The following is a 21,905-nucleotide window of genomic DNA, read 5'->3' on the forward strand; positions in this document are numbered from 1 at the left end:
TTCTCTCGCGCTTGACGAAAGTCTTGGCACTGTCATTACAGAGGTATATATGGACCAAAGCGTCGCACTCTACATAGTTCCTACTCCCATAGGTAATTTGGGCGATATGAGCTCACGGGCAATAGAGGTGCTGAATCAGGTTTCATTGATCGCCTGTGAAGATACTCGCCACAGCGGTAAGTTATTGAGTCACTTTGGTATTACCACAAAAACTACGGCGCTGCATGACCATAACGAGCGTGCTCGTGCCCAGTGGATTGTCGATCAGCTTGCAGCTGGGCTGTCGATTGCATTAATTTCAGATGCGGGTACCCCGTTGATTTCCGATCCGGGTTATCACTTGGTCTCCCATGTGCGCCAATCTGGGTTTAATGTGATCCCCTTGCCCGGCCCTTGCGCGGCAATTACCGCCCTGAGCGCCTCGGGTTTGCCATCGGACCGTTTTTCTTTCGAAGGTTTTCTGCCCTCTAAAGAAAAAGCCCGCGCTGATAAGTTATTGGCACTGAAAGAAGATCCACGCACGCTGATATTTTATGAATCACCCCATCGCATCGAGCACAGTCTAACGACTATGGTTGAAGTACTTGGTGGCGAACGCCATGTCGTCATGGCGCGTGAAGTAACCAAAACCTTCGAAACTTTTTTATCTGGTCCTGTCTCAGAGGTGCTTGCCACCGTAAGTACTGACCCGAATCAGCAGAAGGGTGAAATCGTGCTTATGGTGCATGGCTACCATTTGAGTGATGACGAAGCAATTCCCACCGTCGCCATTAATACGCTCAAACTCTTATGTGAGGAATTGCCATTGAAGAAAGCTGCAGCAATTGCCGCGCAAATTCATGGACTTAAAAAGAACGCTCTGTACAAATACGGCCTAGAGTCTGATTTATAAGCGCTAAAACGGTTACGAGCGGATTATCTGTGGTGCATCAGGGTGGCTTAGGCTATAATCCGCGCCGAGTTGGCCAGACAGTCGCCGCGTTCGCAAGAACGGGGAGGAAAGTCCGGGCTCCAAAGAGCGGGGTGCCAGGTAACGCCTGGGCGGTGCGAACCGACGACAAGTGCAACAGAGAGTAGACCGCCTGCCTGATTTATCAGGTCGGTAAGGGTGAAAGGGTGCGGTAAGAGCGCACCGTGCGGCTAGCAATAGTTCGTAGCAAGGTAAACTCCACCCGGAGCAAGACCAAATAGGGTTCCGTATGGCGTGGCTCGCGTTGGAACCGGGTAGGTCGCTTGAGCCTGTGAGCGATTGCAGGCCTAGATGAATGACTGTCCAAGACAGGACCCGGCTTATCGGCCAACTCACCTCATTCAACAAAAAGCCCGTTTGTCGTAATGACAAACGGGCTTTTTGTTTTTTAACTTATACGGTAATGATAAGTTTTATTTGATTAGCTTATTGAAAAATAAGAGTTATCTATTTCTTTCGTACATTCAGTCTATCGCTTATTTAGCTTTCAGTTTAGCCGCCATTACAGCTATTTTTAGTCCTTCTTCGTCGCAGGTAAAAATTACTCAATGCAGGTAACATCTACCGTTAACTGAGAGAGTTAATAGAAATAAAGTAGTTATAACCTTTTGTTTTTATGCGTTTATATTGTTTGGTATAGCCATTGCATTGGTTTGTACGCAAAGTGCAGCATCTTGTTGCATTGCACAGTGTTCACCAAGGAGGCTTTCTATGGCCAGTTCAAAAAGCGTAGCAGAACAAACTAACAGTAAAGATAGCGGTGCTTTAAATTCACCCACAACAGCGAAAGCAACTGAAGTGACGCACCATGCTGTTGATGTAGTAGCAGAGAAAGCCGCAGTTGCAGAAGACACTTTGCGTAAAACGGCGGCTAGCTCACAGGAAACTCTGGCGCTCAAGCAGGAGGAAATCAAATTACAACTGCAAAGTTCTTATAGCAAAACCCGTGAGTTGGCAGCGCAAAATCCATTGGCTACTGCTGGGATTGCCTTTGCCGCTGGCGTGGTATTAACGGCTTTATTGCGCCGTCGCTAAGGTGGATTTATGCAAAACCGTGCAAGGTCAGAGGCGCCAGAACAAAGGCCCGTCCAGCATAGTGCGCAAACCGCCAAAACTGGGCAGACAGCATCAGCTGCTGCCCAGCATAAAGTTACTGATCAGGCAATGGAGCAACTGGCTGAAATAGCTGTTCTTAGCAGTTCAGTGAAGCAAGCCTATCTCGATCAGTTGAAGTTGGCTGGGAAAATAGCAACGGCAGAATGGCGGTTAACAGGGCGTAGCCTGATTATTGCTGCGGCTTTAGTCGTCTGTTTTGGTACTGGCATTACGTTATTCTGGGGCAGTATTTTATTGCTGCTGGGCTATATGCTGTTTCAATTGAGCGGTTCGTTATTGGCCACAGTGAGCGCTTTGGTGGTGCTACAGTTTGTTTTATTGCTTTGGTGTTGGCGTAGTCTTGGCTATGTGCTGTCACAAACTGGCTTTTCGAAGACTTTGCAGCAATTACGGCTTTTACTCTCGACTCGAGAGTCGGAACATCAAAAATAGGGGGTGCGACTATGCTAATTCAACAGTTACTTAAAAAACAGCAGTTGAAGCTGACTGTGCTGACGGAACAAGGCCAGTTGCAGCATGATTTGTTACTGATGAGGAAACGACAATTAGCGCAAAGCAGTCGTGATTTTATAGGGTCGACACCAGGTTTAATCGTCAGTTTTAGCCTTGGCTGCCTGTTTCAAATGCGCCACAACAGCACTGTAAAACTACTGCGTAGCACCTTTGGTTTGCGTTGGATTACCAAACTCATCGCTTGAGAATGATGTAAATGCTGTGATTTTTACCTTAATGATTTCCATTGGTGTGGGCTTCGCTGCTATTAGTTGTCGTCAATGCAGCTACAATCATGCCTCGAGTCAGTAAGTGTAAGTATTTTGCTTGTTGTGTAGGACAAGGTGTGGGACTGGCGATAAGTTGTTGAATTTGGCATAAATAAAGAGCTGCTATGCTATGGGCTAATGTGTAGCTTGGAATAATAAATTCGTCAGTGTTGAAGGTGTTGATCAATTTATTTTCGATATGTTGCACAAGTTTAGTTTGTAATTGTTTAGTTGCAGCATCGAGGTCGCTACCTAGTCTAAATGACATGGAACGGCGAAACATGCTGTTTCGGCTAAAAGTAATAAGCAGTTTTTCCAATGAGGGTGGTGTGTTAGTTGAAAGCCAGTCTTCGGTTGACCGTAGATCTTCAAAGATATTTTCAAAAATATTTTGATGTAGTGCAATAAGAATATCCAACTTGCGTTTGAAGTAGCGATAAAACGTCGTGCGCCCGACATCGGCTTTGTGCGCAATATCTGCCACTGCAATATCACGATAATCTTGTTGTTTAAGCATTTCCTTGAAAACGTGGAGAACCTTGAGCATCGCTCGCGGGCTTTGTTTTATGCGCATGTGGGGCTTGGTGTGCATACTGGATTTTGCTCCAAATTCAATTCAGGCGTTTGATTATACATTAGCCTCAATGGCTCTTGTGTTGTGATTTTTGCTTAAGTGGAACAGATAGGCTCAGGTGTACCATTTGAAACATTCGGGCGAGTTTGTGCCTGATGGTTGGGAATAATGGGCTTTATAGTGACGGTCATAGGGTTAACTGCAACGACAGTGTTACCTGAAATATGAAATTGTCACTACCGATGGAGAATCTATGATGAGTGAAAATATTGAAGCGGCTCAAAGTGATCAAACAAATAATCCAATCAAGCACAAATTAAGAGTAGGTATTTTCCTTTATCCCGGCATGACGATGCTCGATGCCTATGGGCCACTACAGTTTTTAGCCTTTGTGCCATCATTTGAAACCTTCACTTTTGCGAAAACCAGCACGCTATTACCCTGTGATGCGGGCGTTAACTTACAGCCTAATTACGATTTCGATAATTGTCCGCCGATAGATATCCTTTTAGTGCCTGGGAGCGCAAATCCTTTGGCGCAAATACAGGATGAGAAAGTCATTTCTTTCTTAAAACGCAAGGGGGAGCAAGCGCAATACATTACATCTGTATGCACTGGTGCCTTGATTCTTGCGGCAACAGGTTTACTTAATGGTTATCGCACGACCACTCACTGGGCTTATGCTTCAGTGTTGGCACAATATCCTCAAATTACCTTTGAAAATAAACGTATTGTGATTGACCGTAATAGGATCAGTGGCGGCGGTATTACTGCAGGGCTCGATTTTGCTTTGGCACTCATTGCCAATATAGAGGGTGAACAACAGGCTAAAACACTGCAGTTATTGTTTGAATATGATCCTAAACCGCCCTTTAATAGCGGTTCTCCCATATTGGCAGACGCTTCTCTGGTACAGAGAGTTGAGCAGGAGGTTAGGCAGATAGCGTCAGGATTATTTTAGGCCATAAGGCGTCAAGGATTGTCTTAAAAAGTACATAGTTGATACGATTATTATGTACCTTAGGTTTAAAAACTGCTTTTCACTAGGAATCGCCATTCCCAGCTGTTTACTGACTCGCCGCCCGTGTAAGGGAGTGAAAAATCAATATGGGCTACGTTGCCATAGCTGGATCGAGAGGAATAAATCCGCGCGCCTATGCCTATGCTACCTAGTGGACCGCTGACTTCGTTATTCTCGGCGAGTTGACCGCCGGAGGCTTGACCCAGATCGGCAAAGACTGCCCAGCCTAATTCAGCCAGTTGGTATAAGTTGATATTGGGGTAATTGCGTATCTCGGCGGTCAGTAACCACTGATTATCCCCTTGTTGGTATTCGTTTGGATAACCGCGCACGCCAGTTTCATCCCCTAATCCTTTTGTTAGATCCAGATAAGTGTTCTGTGAAAGGCTAGCCCAAGCTTTGCCATAAGCCGTCCACTTAGGATGAATTTGATAGAAGTATTCGGCTTGAATATCAAACTTATAAGTATCTTTTTGGGTGGTGCCGATAGTGCTTGTTCCCCCCATTTCTAACAGCCACAGTTGATCGTTAAACTTATACCCGCCAGTGCTTTGCCAGTTAACGTGGTAGCCTAAGGGATTATTATCACCTATATCATTGGTTTCTATACCGAATTGCAAATAGTGATGCCAACCTAAGTTAAAGTCTTCATTGTTGGTGATCAGGTGAACATTATTCAGTACGTGGAAATCATCTTCGATAAACTCGTACGCGACCCAAGGGTACATAAAGTCCCTGTCTTGAGGGAGCATGGACGTAGGATAGCGCTCAGAATGGGCAAACTCGTGCTTGTCTTGGGTGACACCAGTAATAAAGCGAGAAAGGTGCTGACTGTTTTTATTAATTAACCAGCCATATTGCAGATTGAGATAGTCGACTGTGTGTGTGAACTCATTCACCTCTTGCCCATTTTGTCTGAGGGTATCTGTATGGTTATCGTCTAAAAACTCCGCCGAATACATGGTACTCGTATTGAGGGAATAGAAGGGCTTACTCACATAAACGTGTTTAGCTTGGCCGTCGCTATTGTCGTAGAACTCAGCGGCAACTGTGCCGTGTTCAATAATGCTGAGCGGCGCTTCAAAAGCAAATTTATAGCCATTCCGAGATTCATTGGATTGATATTTAAGTCGAGTGCGGATCCCCGTTCCAAGCAAGTTGTCTTCTTTGAGCCCGAAGGAGTAACGGGTGTCGCCACCTGAACTACTCAAACTCGCTGTCGGTAATAATGACCAATTATCCCAGGTTTCCACCACCACGGATTCAACGGATGGATCGACATCGGCTTGGGGATCTTTTTCTGCGATATAAATTTTCGCATCGCGAATATAAGGCATTGCCCGTAAAAGTCGTTGGGATTCGTCGAGATCTTTTTGTGTAACAGTATCATTTTCGCTGAAGGTTAGATTATCGAGAACCACATATTCTTTGGTATTGATATGCAGGGCGTTAGCCCAGCGGTGAATGAAAAAAGCATCGGGATCTGACTCATCAAAAATGGGGTTGTTGACCACCACAATCTTGCTGACTTTTTGTTTTGTTTGATCTTTGTTTGCGGGATCGGCGAGCTTAGCCTCTTCTGCTTGGGCAACTCTGATTAGGTTGCCAACACAACAAGATAGGATGCATGCATACTGAAAAAATTTCTGCATAAAAGGCCACTCCCATGAAATCGACGACTGCAGCGAAAACAATTTCACGTTGCAATTCACAATTTAATAACACATGGAAAACGAGTGTTAGTCAAGGAAACATTTTAATAAGTTTCTTATTTTACTTAAGGTTAGCTTAAGATTATCTTGAGGTAGCGGCTGGGCGCGGGCTCCAGCCGGATTAGCGATTGTTACAGTGTACGCCTAGGTGGGACAGCGACGTTAGCAAAGATGAGCCCCGCAATTAGCGACATAAAAATCAAAAAGATTTGCGAGCCTATGTGCGACTGATTGAGCATGGTCTCACCTGAGATCAGTGCATTGAGTCCGATATAGGTTTTACTGCCGGGGACTAAGATCACTATTCCCTGCAACAGGGCGATGGAGGCTGGCGCCTTCATCCAGCGGGCAAAGAGGTTAGAATAAATTCCTACTGCCAAGGCACCAAAGAAGATCCCCACCGAATCACCAAAATAATGTCCGCCGAGCATGGCTGAGAAAAACGCCACTATCCCAGCCAATACGCCCCAAGGCGAATCTTGCATCCTTGCTTTGAAGATAAAAACCAGCGCCATAGATAGAATCGGAACCGCCGACCAAATTGCCCAGCGAGGTAAACCCTCAGGTTCAATATGAATCGCTTCGCCGAACATAGCTTTACCGATTGCCATGCCGAGCACTGCGCCAAAGTACAGCTTAAATAATTGCATGCTCGCATCCATGATGCGCGCCGTGCCAGAAATTAAATCCCGTGCGGCGAGTTCGGCTAAACCTAAGGTTAAGGCTAAGCCGGGAATAAAAATAATAATGGAAGAGAGGATCACTACTGGGATATTAATATTTGGATCGATACGCGCTATGCCACAGGCTGCGATGGCGCAAAGGATAGTGGCGAAGGGTTCGAGCACTTCTGCCATGCGGGCAGAGCGTTCGGCACGATATACCAAGCCATAGACGAATAAGCCTAATAATCCTGACCAAAATACATCATTCCAACCCGTACCCATCAGCATAGCGAAAGCGGCGGCAGAAGTTCCAAAAGAAAAGCAAGTTAATACAGGGCCATAGGGGTTGGGTTTATTGGCAATTTCTTCTAAGCGATCTAAGGCCTCGGCCAAAGTACGTTTACCTGAGGTTAACTCATCGACCAATTCATCGGTGCGGGCGAGTGAGCCTAAATCGAGTTCACCAGGCTTAACGCGAGCGGCATGGTTATATTCTTGATCGGTATCATGTTGCAAAACGAAGGTCATCGACGTCGGAGAAATAAGGAAATAGCCTTCGATACCTAAGGTGCGAGCAACGGTTTGTAAGTGGGTTTCTAGACGATAAGCGGGTGTGCCAAACTTATGCAAGGCTTTTCCTAGCTTTATGATAAATCTGCGTTTTTCGATAAACTCGTCGTTATCCAATCGGGGTATTCACTGTATAAAAAGTTGTAGGGAATGACGCGCGCATATTAACCTATCTTGTCTATAAAAGGTTAATGGCTTTTAACCTTAATACAAATAAATTGCTGATTTTTTGCAGCTCGGGCTATAGTCAGCTTTTTGATAAGGGGAAATATGCATGTCTTTGATGGTAACGGGTCTTTACGCTAGCCTCACAGGGCTATTAATTGTCGCTTTAGCTTATCGAGTAGTGAAATTAAGGCGAGGTCAGAAAATCGGCCTAGGGGATGGTGGTAACAGCACCTTAGCTTTGGCTAATCGAGTGCATGTTAACCTGATCGAAAATGCGCCTATCGTATTGATTTTAATGCTGGTGGCAGAAGCGGGTGGCTTGCCTGCATTTTATTTACACTGTTTTGGGACTGTGTGGATAGTGGCGCGCTTACTCCATGCTATTGGCTTAACTCAAGGCCAAGGTGGTTATCATTTTGGTCGTTTTTGGGGGGTATTGCTCACTTGGCTAGTGATTATCAGTTTGGCGCTGATGAATTTGCTGCATTTTGCTCAAGGTTTAGGAAAGGGTCTCTAGGCTCGCAGGTTTGGGCGGTCAATTCCGCCCTAAGCCATATCCATAGCGGATTTAGGGGTATTACGCTTCTGGCTCAAATACCCCTGAAAATGCCTCGATTGGTGTTTTTTTAATCGCATCTATCCTCCATTCCCTGCTATACTCCGCGTCCCTAAATTGGCGTAACTTATTTTCGTGGCGCCTTTATTTGACATTACGTTTTCGGGTCACAATCCATGCAAGTTGAATCCACACTCTTTAGTCATCCCAAGTATTGGGCCACGGGCGACAGCACTGCGCCTTTCTTACCTATGTCTCGCAAGGAGATGGATAAGCTTGGTTGGGATAGCTGTGACATCATCATAGTCACAGGCGACGCTTATGTGGATCACCCAAGCTTTGGCATGGCAGTGATCGGCCGTATGTTAGAGGCTCAGGGTTACCGAGTTGGGATTATTTCCCAGCCAGATTGGTCGAGCAAAGACGCCTTTATGCAATTGGGCCGCCCGAATCTGTTTTTTGGCGTCACCGCCGGTAACATGGATTCGATGATCAACCGTTACACTGCCGACCGTCGTTTACGCTCCGACGATGCTTATACTGCGGGGGATATTGGTGGTAAGCGCCCAGATCGCGCCGTGACTGTGTACACCCAGCGCTGTAAGGAAGCCTTTAAAGATGTGCCTGTGATCATTGGCGGTATTGAAGCTAGTTTGCGCCGCATCGCCCATTACGATTATTGGTCGGATAAAGTACGCCGTAGTGTGATTTTCGATGCTAAGGCCGACATTCTGATGTACGGCAACGCCGAGCGCCCTTTAGTCGAAGTGGCACGCCGCTTAGCTGCCGGTGAACCGATCAGCTCGTTACATGATGTGCGTGGCACAGCTGTTATCCGTAAAGAGCCGCTGCCCGAATGGCGCGGTATGGACTCGCGCAAGATTGACCAACTGCACAAGATAGAGCCGCTGCCGAATCCTTACGGCGCCGATGATGTGGGTTGTGCTAACTTGTCCGGCCCGTCGGATGTGAAGATATTCGATAACGAAGCCCCTAAGCCTATTAGCGTTCAACCGCCTAAACCTAAGCCATGGGATAAAACCTATGTGCTGCTGCCAGCGTTTGAAAAAGTCTCTGAAGACAAATATTTATATGCCCATGCTTCACGGATTTTGCACCAAGAGCAAAACCCAGGTTGTGCCCGTGCGTTATTTCAACCCCATGGCGACCGCGCCGTTTGGGTGAATCCGCCCGCATGGCCGCTCAATACCGATGAGATGGATGCGGTATTCGATTTACCCTATCAGCGTATTCCTCATCCGATTTACGGCAAGGAAAAAATCCCTGCCTATGACATGATCAAGACGTCAATCAACATCATGCGTGGTTGCTTTGGTGGCTGTTCTTTCTGCTCGATTACCGAGCATGAAGGCCGAATCATTCAGAGTCGTTCACAAGAGTCGATTGTTAAAGAAATCAAAGATATTCAGGAAAAAGTGCCAGGCTTTACTGGGGTTATTTCCGATTTAGGCGGCCCAACCGCCAACATGTATCGTTTAGGTTGTACCAGCGAAAAGGCTGAAAAAACCTGTCGTCGTTTATCCTGCGTGTTCCCATCGATTTGCGGCCACTTAGGCACAGATCATAAACACACTATCGACCTGTACCGCGCTGCGCGTGCTGTACCTGGTATCAAGAAAGTATTGATCGCCTCTGGCGTGCGTTACGACTTGGCGATCGAAGATCCGGCCTACGTCAAAGAGTTAGTGCAGCATCACGTTGGTGGCTACTTAAAAATCGCCCCTGAGCATACCGAAGAAGGTCCGCTCAGTAAGATGATGAAGCCCGGCATGGGCGCCTACGATAAGTTTAAAGAATTGTTCGACAAGTTTTCTAAGGAAGCGGGCAAAGAGCAGTTCCTGATCCCTTACTTTATTTCGGCCCATCCAGGCACGACCGACGAAGACATGGTGAACTTAGCGCTGTGGTTGAAGGAGCGTAAGTTCAAGCTCGACCAAGTACAGAACTTTTATCCGTCACCGATGGCGAATGCGACCACGATTTATCATACCGAGTTAAACTCGCTGAAAAACGTTAAGCACACCAGCGAAGTGGTATCTGTACCGAAGAAAGGGCGCCAACGTCGCTTGCACAAAGCATTGCTCCGTTATCACGATCCTGCGGGTTGGCCATTAATCCGTGAAGGCTTAACCGCCATGGGGCGTGAAGACTTGATTGGTAATAGTCCGCATCAGTTAGTGCCACCAGAAGGTCGAAATGAGCGCGGACCTAAGTGGATGAAAGATGCCAATCAAGGCCAAAAAGCCTTTACTCGCTTCTCGGGCAATCAGTTTGATGACCGCAAGGGCGACGGTAAATCTAAAAGTGCAGCTAAAGGCGGCGCGCAAGCTCAGGCTGGTGCTGAGTCAAAACCCGCCGCTAAAGGCGGAAAACCTGCAGCGAATGTTGCTAAGCCTGCCGGTTCTAAGCCAGCAGGAGCTAAACCAACTGGCTCTAAACCTAGCGGAGCTCATTCGAGCCGTCCGGGAGCGAAAGCGCCTTTCGGCCAGTCTGGTTTTAAGGCCGGAGGCGCTCAAGCTAAAAGCGGCTCTCAGGCTAAAGGTGGAAGCCCATCAAAAACGGGTGGCAAATCTGCAGGAAAGCCCTCTCAGGGTCGCCAACAGGCTAAGTAACACTTTTCGCCATCACAAATAATGTTTAAAGGCCGCTCCAGATATGGTTTGGAGTGGCCTAGCTAGCATGGTCATGCCGCTAAAATAGTCCTCAACTGGTATCGCAGGGCGAACTATTATAAGATCCCTGTCTGATGTTTATGTCTACTATTTGTTTATATTCGATATTTTAGCTATACATCTCACCCATATCCGCGGTTCGTTAACTAACATTAGATATTATGAATAAAAAGCGTAGACCCAGTCTTCAAGACGTCGCCGATCAAGTTGGGGTCACCAAAATGACGGTGAGTCGCTATTTAAAAAATCCAACAAGGGTGGCGCAAAGCACTCAAGAGAAGATTGCTGTCGCACTAGAAACCTTAGGTTATATTCCTAATCGCGCGCCGGAAATTTTAGCGCAAGCAACCAGTCGCGCCATTGGCGTGTTAGTGCCTTCGTTAACCAACCAAGTATTTGCTGAAGTGCTGCGCGGTATCGAGAATGTGACCGGCAAACGCGGTTATCAAACCATGCTGGCTCACTACGGGTATCAGGCCGAATTAGAAGAAGAGCGGGTGGCATCACTGCTCTCTTACAATATTGATGGCTTACTCTTGTCCGAAAGTTACCACACGCCGCGTACCGTGCGAATGATTGAAACGGCGGGCATTCCGGTCATCGAAATGATGGATAGCGTGTCGCCTTCGATTCAACAGTGTGTGGGTTTCGATAACACTGCGGCCGCATGCGAAATGGTTAAGGCCATGATTGCACAAGGCTATCGCCACATTGCCTACCTAGGCGCGCGCATGGATATTCGTACTCAGCTTAAGATGCGAGGCTACGAGTTAGCGATGCAGCAAGCTCAGCTTACACCTTTGGCGATGACCACAAATGAGGCCTCGTCGTTTTCCTTGGGGGCGTCGTTATTGCAACAAACATTAGCGAAATATCCCTATGTGGATAGCTTTTTTTGCACCAACGATGATTTGGCTGCGGGGGTGATATTTGAGTGTCAAAGACAAGGCATCAAGATCCCTGAACAAATTGGCGTTGCAGGGTTTCATGGCCATGATATTGGCCAATCTATGACGCCAAAATTGGCGAGCATTATTACGCCGAGAAAAGAGATTGGTCGAATTGCTGCCACTGAGCTATTAGACAGGCTAAATGGCAAAGAGATAGCAGAATCGGTTATCGACCTGGGCTATCGTATTGATTTAGGGGAAACACTGTAGACTTCCCCTCGTTCTTTCGCTTAACGACTTATGTTTGTCATCACAGGTTATCGTTAGAGAAACGCAGAGATGATGACTGCGACTATGCCGCCCGTCGTACCAATAATGGTCTCCATTACCGTCCAGGTTTGCAGTGTTTGTTTTTCTGACAATCCAAGAAAACGGTTAGCGAGCCAGAAGCCTGAATCATTGACATGCGAGAGCACAATCGAACCTCCGCCAATGGCAATCGTAATTGCCGCCAATTGAGCACCATCTAAGTTTAGTGGTTCAAGTATTGGGATGATAAGGCCGCAAGCCGTTAACATGGCCACGGTTGCCGACCCTTGGATCACGCGCACCGACGCCGACAAAATAAATGCCAGTATTACAATCGGTAATCCCGAACCTGCCAACATATTGCCTAATGCATCGCCGACACCTGAGTCAATCAGCACTTGCTTAAACACGCCGCCAGCACCGGTGACGAGAATAATGATCCCAGCAGGTTGGAGCGCACTGCTACAGATTTCCATGATGCGCTCATTGGGAATATTGCGTCTAACGCCCAGTACATAGAATGCGATTAAACATGCTAGCAAAATGGCGGTGAAGGGATGACCTATCAAGGCGAGCCAATTATGCAGGTCGGATTTTTCATCAATAAAGCGTGACACCACCGTCTTTAAACCGATAAGCAGCAGTGGGAACACCACAATACTGATTGATAGCGCGAATGAGGGGATTGGTCCGCCTTCTCGTTCACCTTTTTCCTGCTGCTCGTGGGCAGGCAGCTCAACATGGACTTTTTGGGAGATGAGGCTGGCAAAGAGTGGGCCGCCTAGAATCATCGCCGGAATCGATGCCAATAAACCGAAGACTATCATGTAGCCAAAGTCGGCATTGAGCTGGGAAGCGACCAAAATAGGCCCTGGTGCAGGGATGAGAAATGCCTGACAAGTGGCAATACCCGCGAGCAGTGAAATACCAATTTTAACGACGCTGCCGCCCCCTTTACGAACCACGGCAAAGGCGATGCCAATCAGCAGTACCACAGCAACATCGAAGAAGAGAGGTAATGCACAGATAAAGCCTGTAAAGGTCATGGCCCAGTGAGCTTTGTCGTTACCAAATTTATTCAGCAGTGTATGGGCTATCTGATCTAGCGCGCCAGTCTCTTCCATGACGCGACCAAACATGGCTCCCAAAGCGACCACCACCGCAACAAAGCCCAGTGTTCCCCCCATCCCTTGTTGAATCGTATTGGTAATATCAGCTGGGTTCATACCAGAGAAAAGGCCGGCAATGATCGACACCAGTATCAGTGATACCACTGCATGTAATCTCACTTTCATCACTAAGAACAGTAGCAGGGCAATTGAACCCAGCGCTGTCAGAATCAATGACATATCAGACATAAGAGGACTTTTCCTTGTTAGTTAAGTTGTCCACATTTTTGTAGGTTACCGGTAACATGTTACCCGTAATATGGTAGAGTGGGAAGTGACTAAATTCGAGAATTGGCATGAGGTTAACAAAGTGACTGAGAGAAAAAAAGGCAATAGCTATGTGTTCATGGGCGTCTCTAGTTGTGGCAAATCTTCGATTGGTGCCGCGGTCGCAGAGGCTTTAGAGACGAAATTTATTGATGGTGATGATCTGCATCCTAGAGCCAATATTATCAAGATGAAATCTGGCTCACCGCTCAACGATAGCGATCGCGCTCCTTGGCTTGAGCGCATCAACGACGCTGTGTATAGCATTGAGCAAAAGGGGGATCAGGGGGTTATTGTCTGCTCTGCACTGCGTCGCCAGTATCGTGATTTAATCCGTCAGAACAACAGCAAGCTGGTGTTCATTCATCTATACGGAGATTTTGAATTAGTCAAAGAACGCATGTTTGCCAGAAAAGCCCACTTCATGCCGATTGAGCTGCTCAAGAGTCAGTTCGACACGCTGGAAATGCCCGTGACTGATGAAGCTGACGTTATCCAAGTGAGCATAGATGGCACTTTCGAAGAAGTCGTACAACGCTGTATTAATGCGATAAATGGCGAAGGGTAGGGTAAACGTTGGCCATTGAAGTCAAGCACAAAGTCGTAATGCACATCGGCTTAAACCGCTCAATTTTTTAGAAAAAAAGCCACTCCAGAAACTAACTTGGAGTGGCGTAGAGATAATGGTAAGCCTGCGGTACCATCCAATGAGTGTTACGGCGAGCGTTTGTAGACGGAACGTGCGCCGCACCTCAGTCTCAAATAAGCTCACGCATATGAGCGATGACGCGAGCTGCCTATCCTGCTATACATGATTTAACTCAACATGTGATTAGAACGGTCACTGAAGACTGTTACTCAAAATTGTCCTGCTTCATGCGACTAAGCAATGCCAAAGTTGAATGAGCGCTTTAGAAACCTTAGCTAACATCTCCTTTAGTCCTAAAAAAAGTAGTTGATCCCCACTGCGAAGCTGTTGTCTTCCTGTGCTTCGAGTGCAGGATCATCCATATCACTGAAATCTAACTTCATTTCGGCAAACATCACAGTGTCGTTACTGTAGCGATAATGCAGCCCCAGCATGGCAAATTGGCGAGTCCATTGACCTTGAATAGGTGTAGCTGCATCTGTGTCTAAATCTAAATAACTGAGTACAACCATGGGCACAAAACCGTTGTCGAATTGATAGGCCGTCATCAACTCGGCACCAGTGGCGTCGTAGAGATCGCCGTTGACCAGTTCATTATTTTTACTTTGGTGAGCGTTAAAGCCCACATAGAGACCGTTGGCCTCACGTCCTTCGGCATAGTGATAGTAGTCACCATACATGGCACCAATGCCCATAATTTCATTGGTTTCATCGACTTGAGTATTGCCTAAGTGGCCTTCAAAATCACCGCGGTTAAAACCTGCTAGTAGCTTAAATTTATCGGTTACCGCATAAGTGATACTGGCGCCGTAGCTGCTGTCAAAACTCAGTTCTGAGTTGGTCATCTCGCTACCGTCATCGTTTTTTAGGCTGACATCACCATTGGTTTTGGCGGCATATTGCAGGGCGATTTGTACTGGGCCTAAATTATTACGGTAAATGAAGGCGGAATCGGCACGGCCTGTACCTGTGAGGCTGCCATCACCGAAGGTGTAAGCGCCAACGCTGTAACCTGCAAATACGTTCGGTAAATCTGTAGTGCCTGCGACATCGTAATAGGCACCCCATTGTTTACCGAAACTCAGGTTGCCCCATGTATCATGGGACATGCCAACATAACCTAAGCGGTTATAGAGAAAATCATCGGTTTTTTCGGCGGCGAGTTTGCCCCCTTGCATCACTAGCCCATCGTCGCTGGAGACCATGTTGATCCCCCATTCTGTGGTAGCAAAAGCGGTCCAACCATTTTTCTCGCTGCGCTCGAAGCTGAATCTTAGTCGTGATGAGTCGTCGATAACTGAAGTATCGTGGCTGTCATTTAATGCTGCAAACCCTAACCAACCCGTTAAATCTAAGGTATTTTTTTGATCTTTATAGAGTTCAACCGCCTGACTGCTGGTGGCCGTTAATAGCATAGGTAACACTAAAGCGAGACAAGTCTTATTCATAAATCCCCCGATAATGAGCAAGTATTCTCCAGGGGATCATAGGCTTGGCCTATGATCCCAGAGTTATCGTTAGTCTTGATGTGGATGTTGGTATTAATTGTTTCCGATCATGCGTTAGCCGTATTTAGGCTGGACGTGTGTCGGCAACAGGCGCTTGGTTTGAGATCACGCCGAAAATAGTCCAACCGAAGAAGGTGGCTATGGCGCCAAGCATCACTGCGGTTTCGCCAGAGCTGTACAAAGCATAGAAGCTATACAACGCACCGATTACGGCGATCACGTTGGCAACGCGGGCTTTATTGATAGGCACTTTTTGCTGTCTTTGCATTATGCCAAGCGCGGCCATAGATAAGATATAAGGCACAATGTTGGTGACGACGGCGAGGTTAACGAGTGCTTCGAACTGCTTACTCAGTGATGGGCTAATGGTCATCAGCGATAATGCTGTTTGGATCGAGACGATAATAGTCATGCCCCAAATTGGCGCATCGGCTTTACTGACTTTAGAGAAAATTTTAGGAAAAAATCCTTCATCGGCAGAGGCTTTAAACACTTGGGCAATAGTGAACTGCCAACCTAAGAGTGATCCAGTACAGGAGATAATGGCGCAGGCCATCACGATTTTACCGACCACAGGATTAAACATTTGTGCAAAGGCTAAACCGAATGGCGCATTTGACATGGCAAGCTCGGCATTTGGCACAATACCGGCAATGACGTTAGTGGAGACAATATAAATCACTGCAGCACCTAAGGTACCGCCCATAACGGCGATAGGTACGTTTTTTTCTGGGTTATCGACGGCTTCTGAGTTTGCACAGGCCGATTCTAAACCGAGGAACGCCCACAAAGTCATAGCGATAGAACCGCCTAACGCTTTGAAGAATGGCATATCATGCGGGTTCCATGCGCCTTTATAGAGGTCGATGTCAAACCAGAACCAACCAATTAAAGATACGCCAATCACAGGCAGAATAATCCCCCACACAGTCACGCTACTTACGCGACCCGTGATGCGTGCACCACCGAAGTTAGCAATGGTTGCCAACCAAAGTACGCCAATGGTCGCAAGACAAATTGCCATCGGGCTTAAGTTAACTTCCAGCAACACGGCAGCGTAACCCACGGCAGAGATGGCAATCGCGACGTTGGCGATTAACAGCGAGACGGCATAGGTGTAGTTGGCCATAAAGTTGCCAGAACGGCCGAAGGCATACTCGGCATAACCGCCCATACCACCGGATTTTTTACTAAACATACCGCACTTAGCAAAGGCGAAGGCGAGGGCCGTTGACCCTGCTGCTGTTACTAACCAAGATAAAATGGAGATAGTACCGACTTGAGCTAATTGGGTTGGCAGCATAATAATGCCCGAACCCATCATGTTGACTATGGTGATAATAGTTAATTGGACGACGCCAATTTTATTTTCTGATTTACTCATACTAATAACCTAATTTAGGTGACTTATTATAGGAGGCATGAATTTGACTGCAGAGTGGGGTTAATAAACCCTGCAGTCAATCTTCATTATTTATTTAGTACATAGCCCATTGCTTGAATTTTGCCGTCTGCGGTATTTTCGAGATAAACACCTTGCAGTTCTGGTGAGAATCCAGGTAATAGGTTGATGCCTTCTTCAAGGGCAAGGAAATAACGCTGAACAGAACCGCCCCATATTTCACCTGGCACCATACATAACACGCCTGGTGGGTAAGGGAGTGCGCCTTCTGCTGCAATTCTTCCTTCAATTTGCGAGAGTGGGACTAATTCTACTTTGCCACGAATAAACTCTAGGTTTGCTTCCTGCGGGTCCATCACTTTTGTAGGGAAATGTGCTTTACGGAACATTTCTTTCTGCAGTTGTTTTACGTCATGGCTGACATAAAGATTGTGCATTTCTTGGCAGAGTTGACGGATAGAATAGTCTTTATAACGGGCTTTATTGGCGTTATAAACGTTAGGTAATACTTCAGATAATGGCGCATCTTCATCGACTAATTTCTCGAAACGAGATATTTGTGATACCAGATGTTGCATCTTGGCCATATCTTCCGCAGGTGTCATCAGGAATAAAATCGAATTTAAGTCGCACTTCTCTGGAATAATATTATTTTCCCGTAAGAAGTTAGCCAGAATAGTCGCTGGAATACCAAATTCGGTATATTTGCCAGTTTCAGCATCTATGCCCGGTGTTGTTAATAAGAACTTACAAGGGTCAACAAAGTATTGGCCTTTTTCATAACCTTCGAAGGAGTGCCATTTCTGACCAGGTTCGAATTCGAAGAAGCGTAAGTCATCGGCCATTTGTTCGGTTTCATAGTCTTGCCATAGGCGGCCGTCGATCATTGTTGGCACGAATGGTTTGATATATTTACACTTTTTGAGCAATAGCTTACGTGCTTCGATACCCGCTTTTACCGCTTCGCGCCACAGATAACGACCGCTTGCGCCTTCATGCATTTTCGCGTTTACATCTAGCGCCGCAAATAAAGGATAGAAGGGACTGGTAGAGGCATGCATCATAAAGGCGTTGTTGAAGCGTTTATGGTTGCAATATCTATCTTGGCCTTTGATATGTTTATCTTTTTTATGGATTTGCGAGGTTTGTGAGAAACCCGCCTGCTGTTTATGCACCGACTGAGTCACGATAATGCCTGGATCTTCAGCAGTCAGTTCGAGCAAGAGTGGTGAGCAGTCATTCATCATAGGGATGAACTGTTCATAACCCACCCAAGCCGAGTCGAATAAGACGTAGTCACAAAGATGACCAATTTTATCAATCACTTGGCGAGCATTGTAGATAGTGCCGTCATAGGTGCCGAGTTGGATTATCGCCAAGCGGAATGGGCGTTTTTCATCGGCTCTTTCTGGCGCGACTTCACGAATTTGCTCTCTTAAATAGGACTCTTGGAAACAGTGGGCATCAATGCCACCAATAAATCCGAAGGGATTACGTGCCGTTTCTAAATAAACAGGTGTAGCACCTGCTTGAATTAATGCGCCATGGTGGTTTGATTTGTGGTTATTGCGGTCGAATAACACGAGGTCGCCTTTCGCTAACAGCGCATTAGTCGCGACTTTATTTGATGACGAAGTGCCGTTAAGTACGAAATAGGTTTTATCGGCATTAAAAACTTTGGCAGCGTATTTCTGTGCTTCCAGTGGAGCGCCTTCATGGATCAGTAAATCACCCAGTTTCACGTCGGCATTACACATATCCGCGCGGAAAATTGTTTCGCCAAAAAAGTCGAAGAATTGGCGGCCCACAGGATGTTTACGGAAGAATTGTCCGCCTTGGTGACCAGGACAGGCAAAGGTAGAGTTACCCATTTCGACGTATTTTTTTAACGTACCGAAGAAAGGTGGCAATAGCGCTTGTTCATATTTACTTATTGCAGTCTCAACCTGTTTTCCGTAGAAGTCAGTGTTATCACCGCAGAGTTCAAATACCCCTGTAATCGATGAGCAAACATCATCAGGGAAGGTTTCTTCACAGCAAACTGAAACGAAAATGGGCAGTTTCAATCCGGTGTTTTTAATCTTTTCAACAATACCATTTCTAACATCATCAACAGAGACGACAGCCGCGCCCACATCGCAAAAATCTGTGGTTAATACATTGACAACTTCTCTGTCGATATCGAAACAAGATCTAACAGATAAGCTAGCGGCTACTTTTAATGATTTCATAGTTAATTTCCCTTTTACTTTATAAAAAATAGATACAAGTGTGCCTATACCTAATTAAAAACATTAATGGTATGAAAATTAGATATAGCTATTCCGTGCGCAGATTAAATGTGGTTATGCCAAAGTTACGAAATAAATATAAGTAGAAATATATTTATTGAGCGTATGAATAGCTTAGCCGCAGTAAAACTGCACTGATAAAAGAATGCTTTGATTAAGGTGTTAGATAATAAACCAAATGAAAACAGTACGATAAGTGTTTGCGCCTATTAGAGCAATAGCACTTTAGACCTGTTAATTGGCCTACTACCTACGCTAAGGTTAGCGGAGGAAGATAAAGGAGTGATCGAAATAGTCACGTTGACTAGGCATCATGATATGCCGTGTGCGCCTGATATGCGCCATAATTTTAGATTTCCTCTTCATATACGACTCCATTATGACTTAGAGAAAATGGTTAGGTTTTTATTACGTAATGAAGTTTATATGCGAGTTATAAATAAAATCATGACCTATGTCTTATTTTTAAATAATTAGCACGTCAATTTAACTTAATTTATCAATATTAAATGGAGTCAATCATGCTTAAGTATCTTTATCTAAATTATGAAAGTAAATATTGTCAGAATTATTTAAATAATATTATTTGCATAAAATATCTTATTTCAAATATCTAATCTTAATTAAAAGGCTGCTGTAATCATCATTCTGATTTATACCGCATTCCATATTTGCATTGTTATGCAGATATTTTCGTTACAAAATCATCTTTCTGCTTGAAAAATGCAAAAGTGATAACTTTTTTCTCACATTTGAGCATTTGGGGCAGAAAGTTGTCGTTTTAGGGCAGATGTTATTTTTTTGATTGACGTAAAGTGAGTCAGGTCGAACATGAATAGGAGATAGACATGAATAAAGGGTGGTTAGGGGCGAGTTTAGTGCTTGGGTTATTCGTTGGACAGGCAAGTGCTATGACATTAACGAGCAAAGATATGAGCGAGGGCAATAAACTGACATCGCAATTAGTGTTTAATGGCTTTGGTTGCCAAGGGGAAAATATTTCGCCGCAACTGACTTGGACTGACGTGCCCACAGGAACTAAAGCATTTGCAGTGACAGCTTATGATCCTGATGCACCAACGGGCAGCGGTTGGTGGCACTGGGCCGTATATAACTTACCCTTAGCGCAAACTTCGCTCGCACAAGGTGCGGGCTCGCATGTTGATGCACTGCCCAAAGGCGCCATTGCCTTGAAGAACGATTTTGGTACTACAAATTTTGGTGGCGCATGCCCGCCCCAAGGTCATGGCGTTCACAGGTATGAATTTACTGTGTGGGCATTACCCAGTGCTTTAGAATTGCCAAAGGACGCTAGCCCTGCCTTATTGGGCTTTATGCTCAGGGCACAAGCGCTCGGCAACGCCAAGTTGACTGCGGTATATAATCGATAATCCATTGATAATTAGGCTGGTGTCATGATCCGTATGTTTGAATATGATTCGAAGCAGGCACAATCTTTATCTCAAGTCCCTGTACATCAGCCGTCGATTATTCGGGTTATCTATGGTGAAAAGTCTCTGCTCTGGCAAGATGAATCTGTTTTAGTAGGCCAAGGGCAGTTACTGTTAATTCCTGCTGGTTCGCATATTAGTTTTGTTAATCGACCTTTTCTTGGGCGTTATCGGGCGGTGCAGTTATTACTCCCCCACGATTTACCCCAAGGTATTTTATCAAGCGCTACCGATTGGCGTGACCCTATGCCAGTCCAAAACGTATCACGCGCTGTGGACTTAGCTTGGAATGCGCTATTACAGAGTTTGACCTTGTCTCTGGCCGATCCTGTTCAACTGCATTATTTGGCCGCGTTACTGTTAAGTTTGCCGGATAAACGCAGTGTGAACTGGTTGTATGGACACACCCAACGCAGCGTGACTCAAGCGGCCTTGGCCTTGATGAGTGTGAGTCCTTCGGCATCATGGCAGCAGGAGGATATTGCCGACAAGTTACACATGAGCACGGCAAGCCTTAGGCGTAAATTGGCCTTAGAAGACACCAGTTTTAGGCAGTTACTGGTAGAAGTGCGGCTTTGTCATGGTTTAGCCATGTTGCAGAATTCGAGTGAGCCAGTATTACAAGTGGCTTTGGCCTGTGGTTATCAATCTGCGGAAAAGTTTTCCTTACGTTTTAAGCAACTATTTGGCCTGACCCCCGCGGCTTATCGTCGTACACTGTGAAGTGGCATGGGTGTATACCCAAACAACTTTAGGGTACTGGAGAAATATGATGGCGGATGAGCAATTTACTGACAGCGGATTTTGGAACAAGATCAAACTCTTTAGCCGTCAAGCAGGTAGAGAGGTCATCGAGCGGGCACTATGGCTTTATTATGCAGCGCAACAACCCAATACGCCTAAGTGGGCTAAGTCAGTCATCTACGGCGCGTTAGCGTATTTTATTTTGCCTTTAGATGCGATTCCCGATCTGACTCCTTTAGTTGGCTTTACCGATGATTTAGGTGCCCTTGCCGCTGCCCTGACTATGGTGACCTTATATATCGATGATGAAGTGAAATCCCTTGCGGCGGATAAACTCGCACTGTGGTTTGGAGATAAGCCGAGCGAACCTAAGACTTAAGCCTATTGCAAACGCAATCGCCTAAGTGATGCAAAATTGT

At 46.0% G+C, this 21,905-nt stretch carries 20 protein-coding genes and 1 other RNA gene; 13 read left to right on the top strand and 8 right to left on the bottom strand.

Annotated elements, in window-relative coordinates; all coding sequences use genetic code 11:
* The first annotated feature begins 49 nt into the window (after positions 1–49).
* From rsmI to L5L94_RS15540, 5 genes are all read left to right on the top strand, one after another.
* Complete coding sequence (gene rsmI, locus L5L94_RS15520; RefSeq protein ID WP_105250522.1) at positions 50–892, top strand: 16S rRNA (cytidine(1402)-2'-O)-methyltransferase; 843 nt, start codon at positions 50–52, stop codon at positions 890–892.
* A gap of 65 nt (positions 893–957) precedes the next feature.
* Positions 958–1,309: RNase P RNA component class A (rnpB, locus tag L5L94_RS15525), an RNA gene on the top strand.
* A 372-nt stretch (positions 1,310–1,681) separates the two neighbouring features.
* A complete protein-coding gene (locus L5L94_RS15530; RefSeq protein WP_105250521.1) occupies positions 1,682–2,005 on the top strand; it encodes a DUF883 C-terminal domain-containing protein in 324 nt (107 codons plus the stop codon).
* A gap of 9 nt (positions 2,006–2,014) precedes the next feature.
* Positions 2,015–2,518 (top strand): hypothetical protein, encoded by a 504-nt coding sequence (locus L5L94_RS15535; protein WP_263163886.1) that lies wholly within the window; start codon positions 2,015–2,017, stop codon positions 2,516–2,518.
* Between the two features lie 11 nt (positions 2,519–2,529).
* Positions 2,530–2,784 (top strand): hypothetical protein, encoded by a 255-nt coding sequence (locus L5L94_RS15540; RefSeq protein ID WP_113941445.1) that lies wholly within the window; start codon positions 2,530–2,532, stop codon positions 2,782–2,784.
* Between the two features lie 28 nt (positions 2,785–2,812).
* On the opposite strand, the gene L5L94_RS15545 is transcribed toward L5L94_RS15540, so the two are convergent.
* Positions 2,813–3,439, bottom strand: coding sequence for a TetR/AcrR family transcriptional regulator (locus tag L5L94_RS15545; protein ID WP_263163888.1), 627 nt, complete (start codon positions 3,437–3,439; stop codon positions 2,813–2,815).
* 235 nt (positions 3,440–3,674) lie between these two features.
* Between L5L94_RS15545 and L5L94_RS15550 the strand changes: the two genes are divergently transcribed.
* Positions 3,675–4,382 carry a DJ-1/PfpI family protein gene (locus L5L94_RS15550; protein ID WP_263163890.1) on the top strand — a complete coding sequence of 236 codons (708 nt, stop codon included), beginning with the start codon at positions 3,675–3,677 and terminating at the stop codon, positions 4,380–4,382.
* A 65-nt stretch (positions 4,383–4,447) separates the two neighbouring features.
* Here L5L94_RS15550 and L5L94_RS15555 read toward each other — a convergent pair whose 3' ends face one another.
* Positions 4,448–6,094: a hypothetical protein gene (locus L5L94_RS15555; protein ID WP_263163892.1), complete on the bottom strand. Its 1,647-nt coding sequence runs from the start codon at positions 6,092–6,094 to the stop codon at positions 4,448–4,450.
* 191 nt (positions 6,095–6,285) lie between these two features.
* Positions 6,286–7,506, bottom strand: a complete 1,221-nt coding sequence (locus L5L94_RS15560) for a threonine/serine exporter ThrE family protein (protein WP_105250515.1) — start codon at positions 7,504–7,506, stop codon at positions 6,286–6,288.
* 157 nt (positions 7,507–7,663) lie between these two features.
* Between L5L94_RS15560 and L5L94_RS15565 the strand changes: the two genes are divergently transcribed.
* The 3 genes from L5L94_RS15565 (at position 7,664) to gntR (ending at position 11,966) form a co-directional block, all read left to right on the top strand.
* Positions 7,664–8,074, top strand: a complete 411-nt coding sequence (locus tag L5L94_RS15565; RefSeq protein ID WP_263163894.1) for an MAPEG family protein — start codon at positions 7,664–7,666, stop codon at positions 8,072–8,074.
* A gap of 215 nt (positions 8,075–8,289) precedes the next feature.
* On the top strand, positions 8,290–10,746 hold the full coding sequence (locus L5L94_RS15570) for a YgiQ family radical SAM protein (protein WP_263163896.1): 2,457 nt from the start codon (positions 8,290–8,292) through the stop codon (positions 10,744–10,746).
* Positions 10,747–10,967: 221 nt separating this feature from the next.
* On the top strand, positions 10,968–11,966 hold the full coding sequence (gene gntR, locus L5L94_RS15575; RefSeq protein WP_113941439.1) for a gluconate operon transcriptional repressor GntR: 999 nt from the start codon (positions 10,968–10,970) through the stop codon (positions 11,964–11,966).
* A 53-nt stretch (positions 11,967–12,019) separates the two neighbouring features.
* On the opposite strand, the gene gntU is transcribed toward gntR, so the two are convergent.
* Positions 12,020–13,363: a gluconate transporter gene (gntU, locus tag L5L94_RS15580; protein WP_105250511.1), complete on the bottom strand. Its 1,344-nt coding sequence runs from the start codon at positions 13,361–13,363 to the stop codon at positions 12,020–12,022.
* Between the two features lie 85 nt (positions 13,364–13,448).
* Between gntU and L5L94_RS15585 the strand changes: the two genes are divergently transcribed.
* The gene (locus L5L94_RS15585) at positions 13,449–14,009 is read left to right on the top strand and encodes a gluconokinase (RefSeq protein ID WP_263163897.1); all 561 of its coding nucleotides are present in this window, start codon (positions 13,449–13,451) and stop codon (positions 14,007–14,009) included.
* A 374-nt stretch (positions 14,010–14,383) separates the two neighbouring features.
* On the opposite strand, the gene L5L94_RS15590 is transcribed toward L5L94_RS15585, so the two are convergent.
* From L5L94_RS15590 to speFL, 4 genes are all read right to left on the bottom strand, one after another.
* A complete protein-coding gene (locus L5L94_RS15590) occupies positions 14,384–15,538 on the bottom strand; it encodes a porin (RefSeq protein ID WP_263163898.1) in 1,155 nt (384 codons plus the stop codon).
* Positions 15,539–15,662: 124 nt separating this feature from the next.
* Positions 15,663–16,982, bottom strand: a complete 1,320-nt coding sequence (potE, locus tag L5L94_RS15595; protein WP_105250509.1) for a putrescine-ornithine antiporter — start codon at positions 16,980–16,982, stop codon at positions 15,663–15,665.
* An 86-nt stretch (positions 16,983–17,068) separates the two neighbouring features.
* Positions 17,069–19,231, bottom strand: coding sequence for an ornithine decarboxylase SpeF (speF, locus tag L5L94_RS15600; RefSeq protein ID WP_105250508.1), 2,163 nt, complete (start codon positions 19,229–19,231; stop codon positions 17,069–17,071).
* A gap of 321 nt (positions 19,232–19,552) precedes the next feature.
* Positions 19,553–19,669, bottom strand: a complete 117-nt coding sequence (gene speFL / locus L5L94_RS21880) for a leader peptide SpeFL (protein ID WP_100199882.1) — start codon at positions 19,667–19,669, stop codon at positions 19,553–19,555.
* A gap of 470 nt (positions 19,670–20,139) precedes the next feature.
* Here speFL and L5L94_RS15605 point away from each other — a divergent pair, with 470 nt between their 5' ends.
* The 3 genes from L5L94_RS15605 to L5L94_RS15615 are packed head-to-tail and all read left to right on the top strand — an operon-like array spanning position 20,140 to position 21,865.
* Positions 20,140–20,682: a YbhB/YbcL family Raf kinase inhibitor-like protein gene (locus L5L94_RS15605; protein ID WP_173248074.1), complete on the top strand. Its 543-nt coding sequence runs from the start codon at positions 20,140–20,142 to the stop codon at positions 20,680–20,682.
* A 24-nt stretch (positions 20,683–20,706) separates the two neighbouring features.
* Positions 20,707–21,465, top strand: coding sequence for a helix-turn-helix transcriptional regulator (locus L5L94_RS15610; protein ID WP_263163900.1), 759 nt, complete (start codon positions 20,707–20,709; stop codon positions 21,463–21,465).
* A gap of 49 nt (positions 21,466–21,514) precedes the next feature.
* Complete coding sequence (locus L5L94_RS15615) at positions 21,515–21,865, top strand: YkvA family protein (protein ID WP_113941434.1); 351 nt, start codon at positions 21,515–21,517, stop codon at positions 21,863–21,865.
* Positions 21,866–21,905 lie beyond the last annotated feature (40 nt).

This window comes from Shewanella sp. SM21 (genome assembly GCF_025654335.1).
Classification (GTDB): Bacteria; Pseudomonadota; Gammaproteobacteria; order Enterobacterales; family Shewanellaceae; genus Shewanella; species Shewanella oncorhynchi.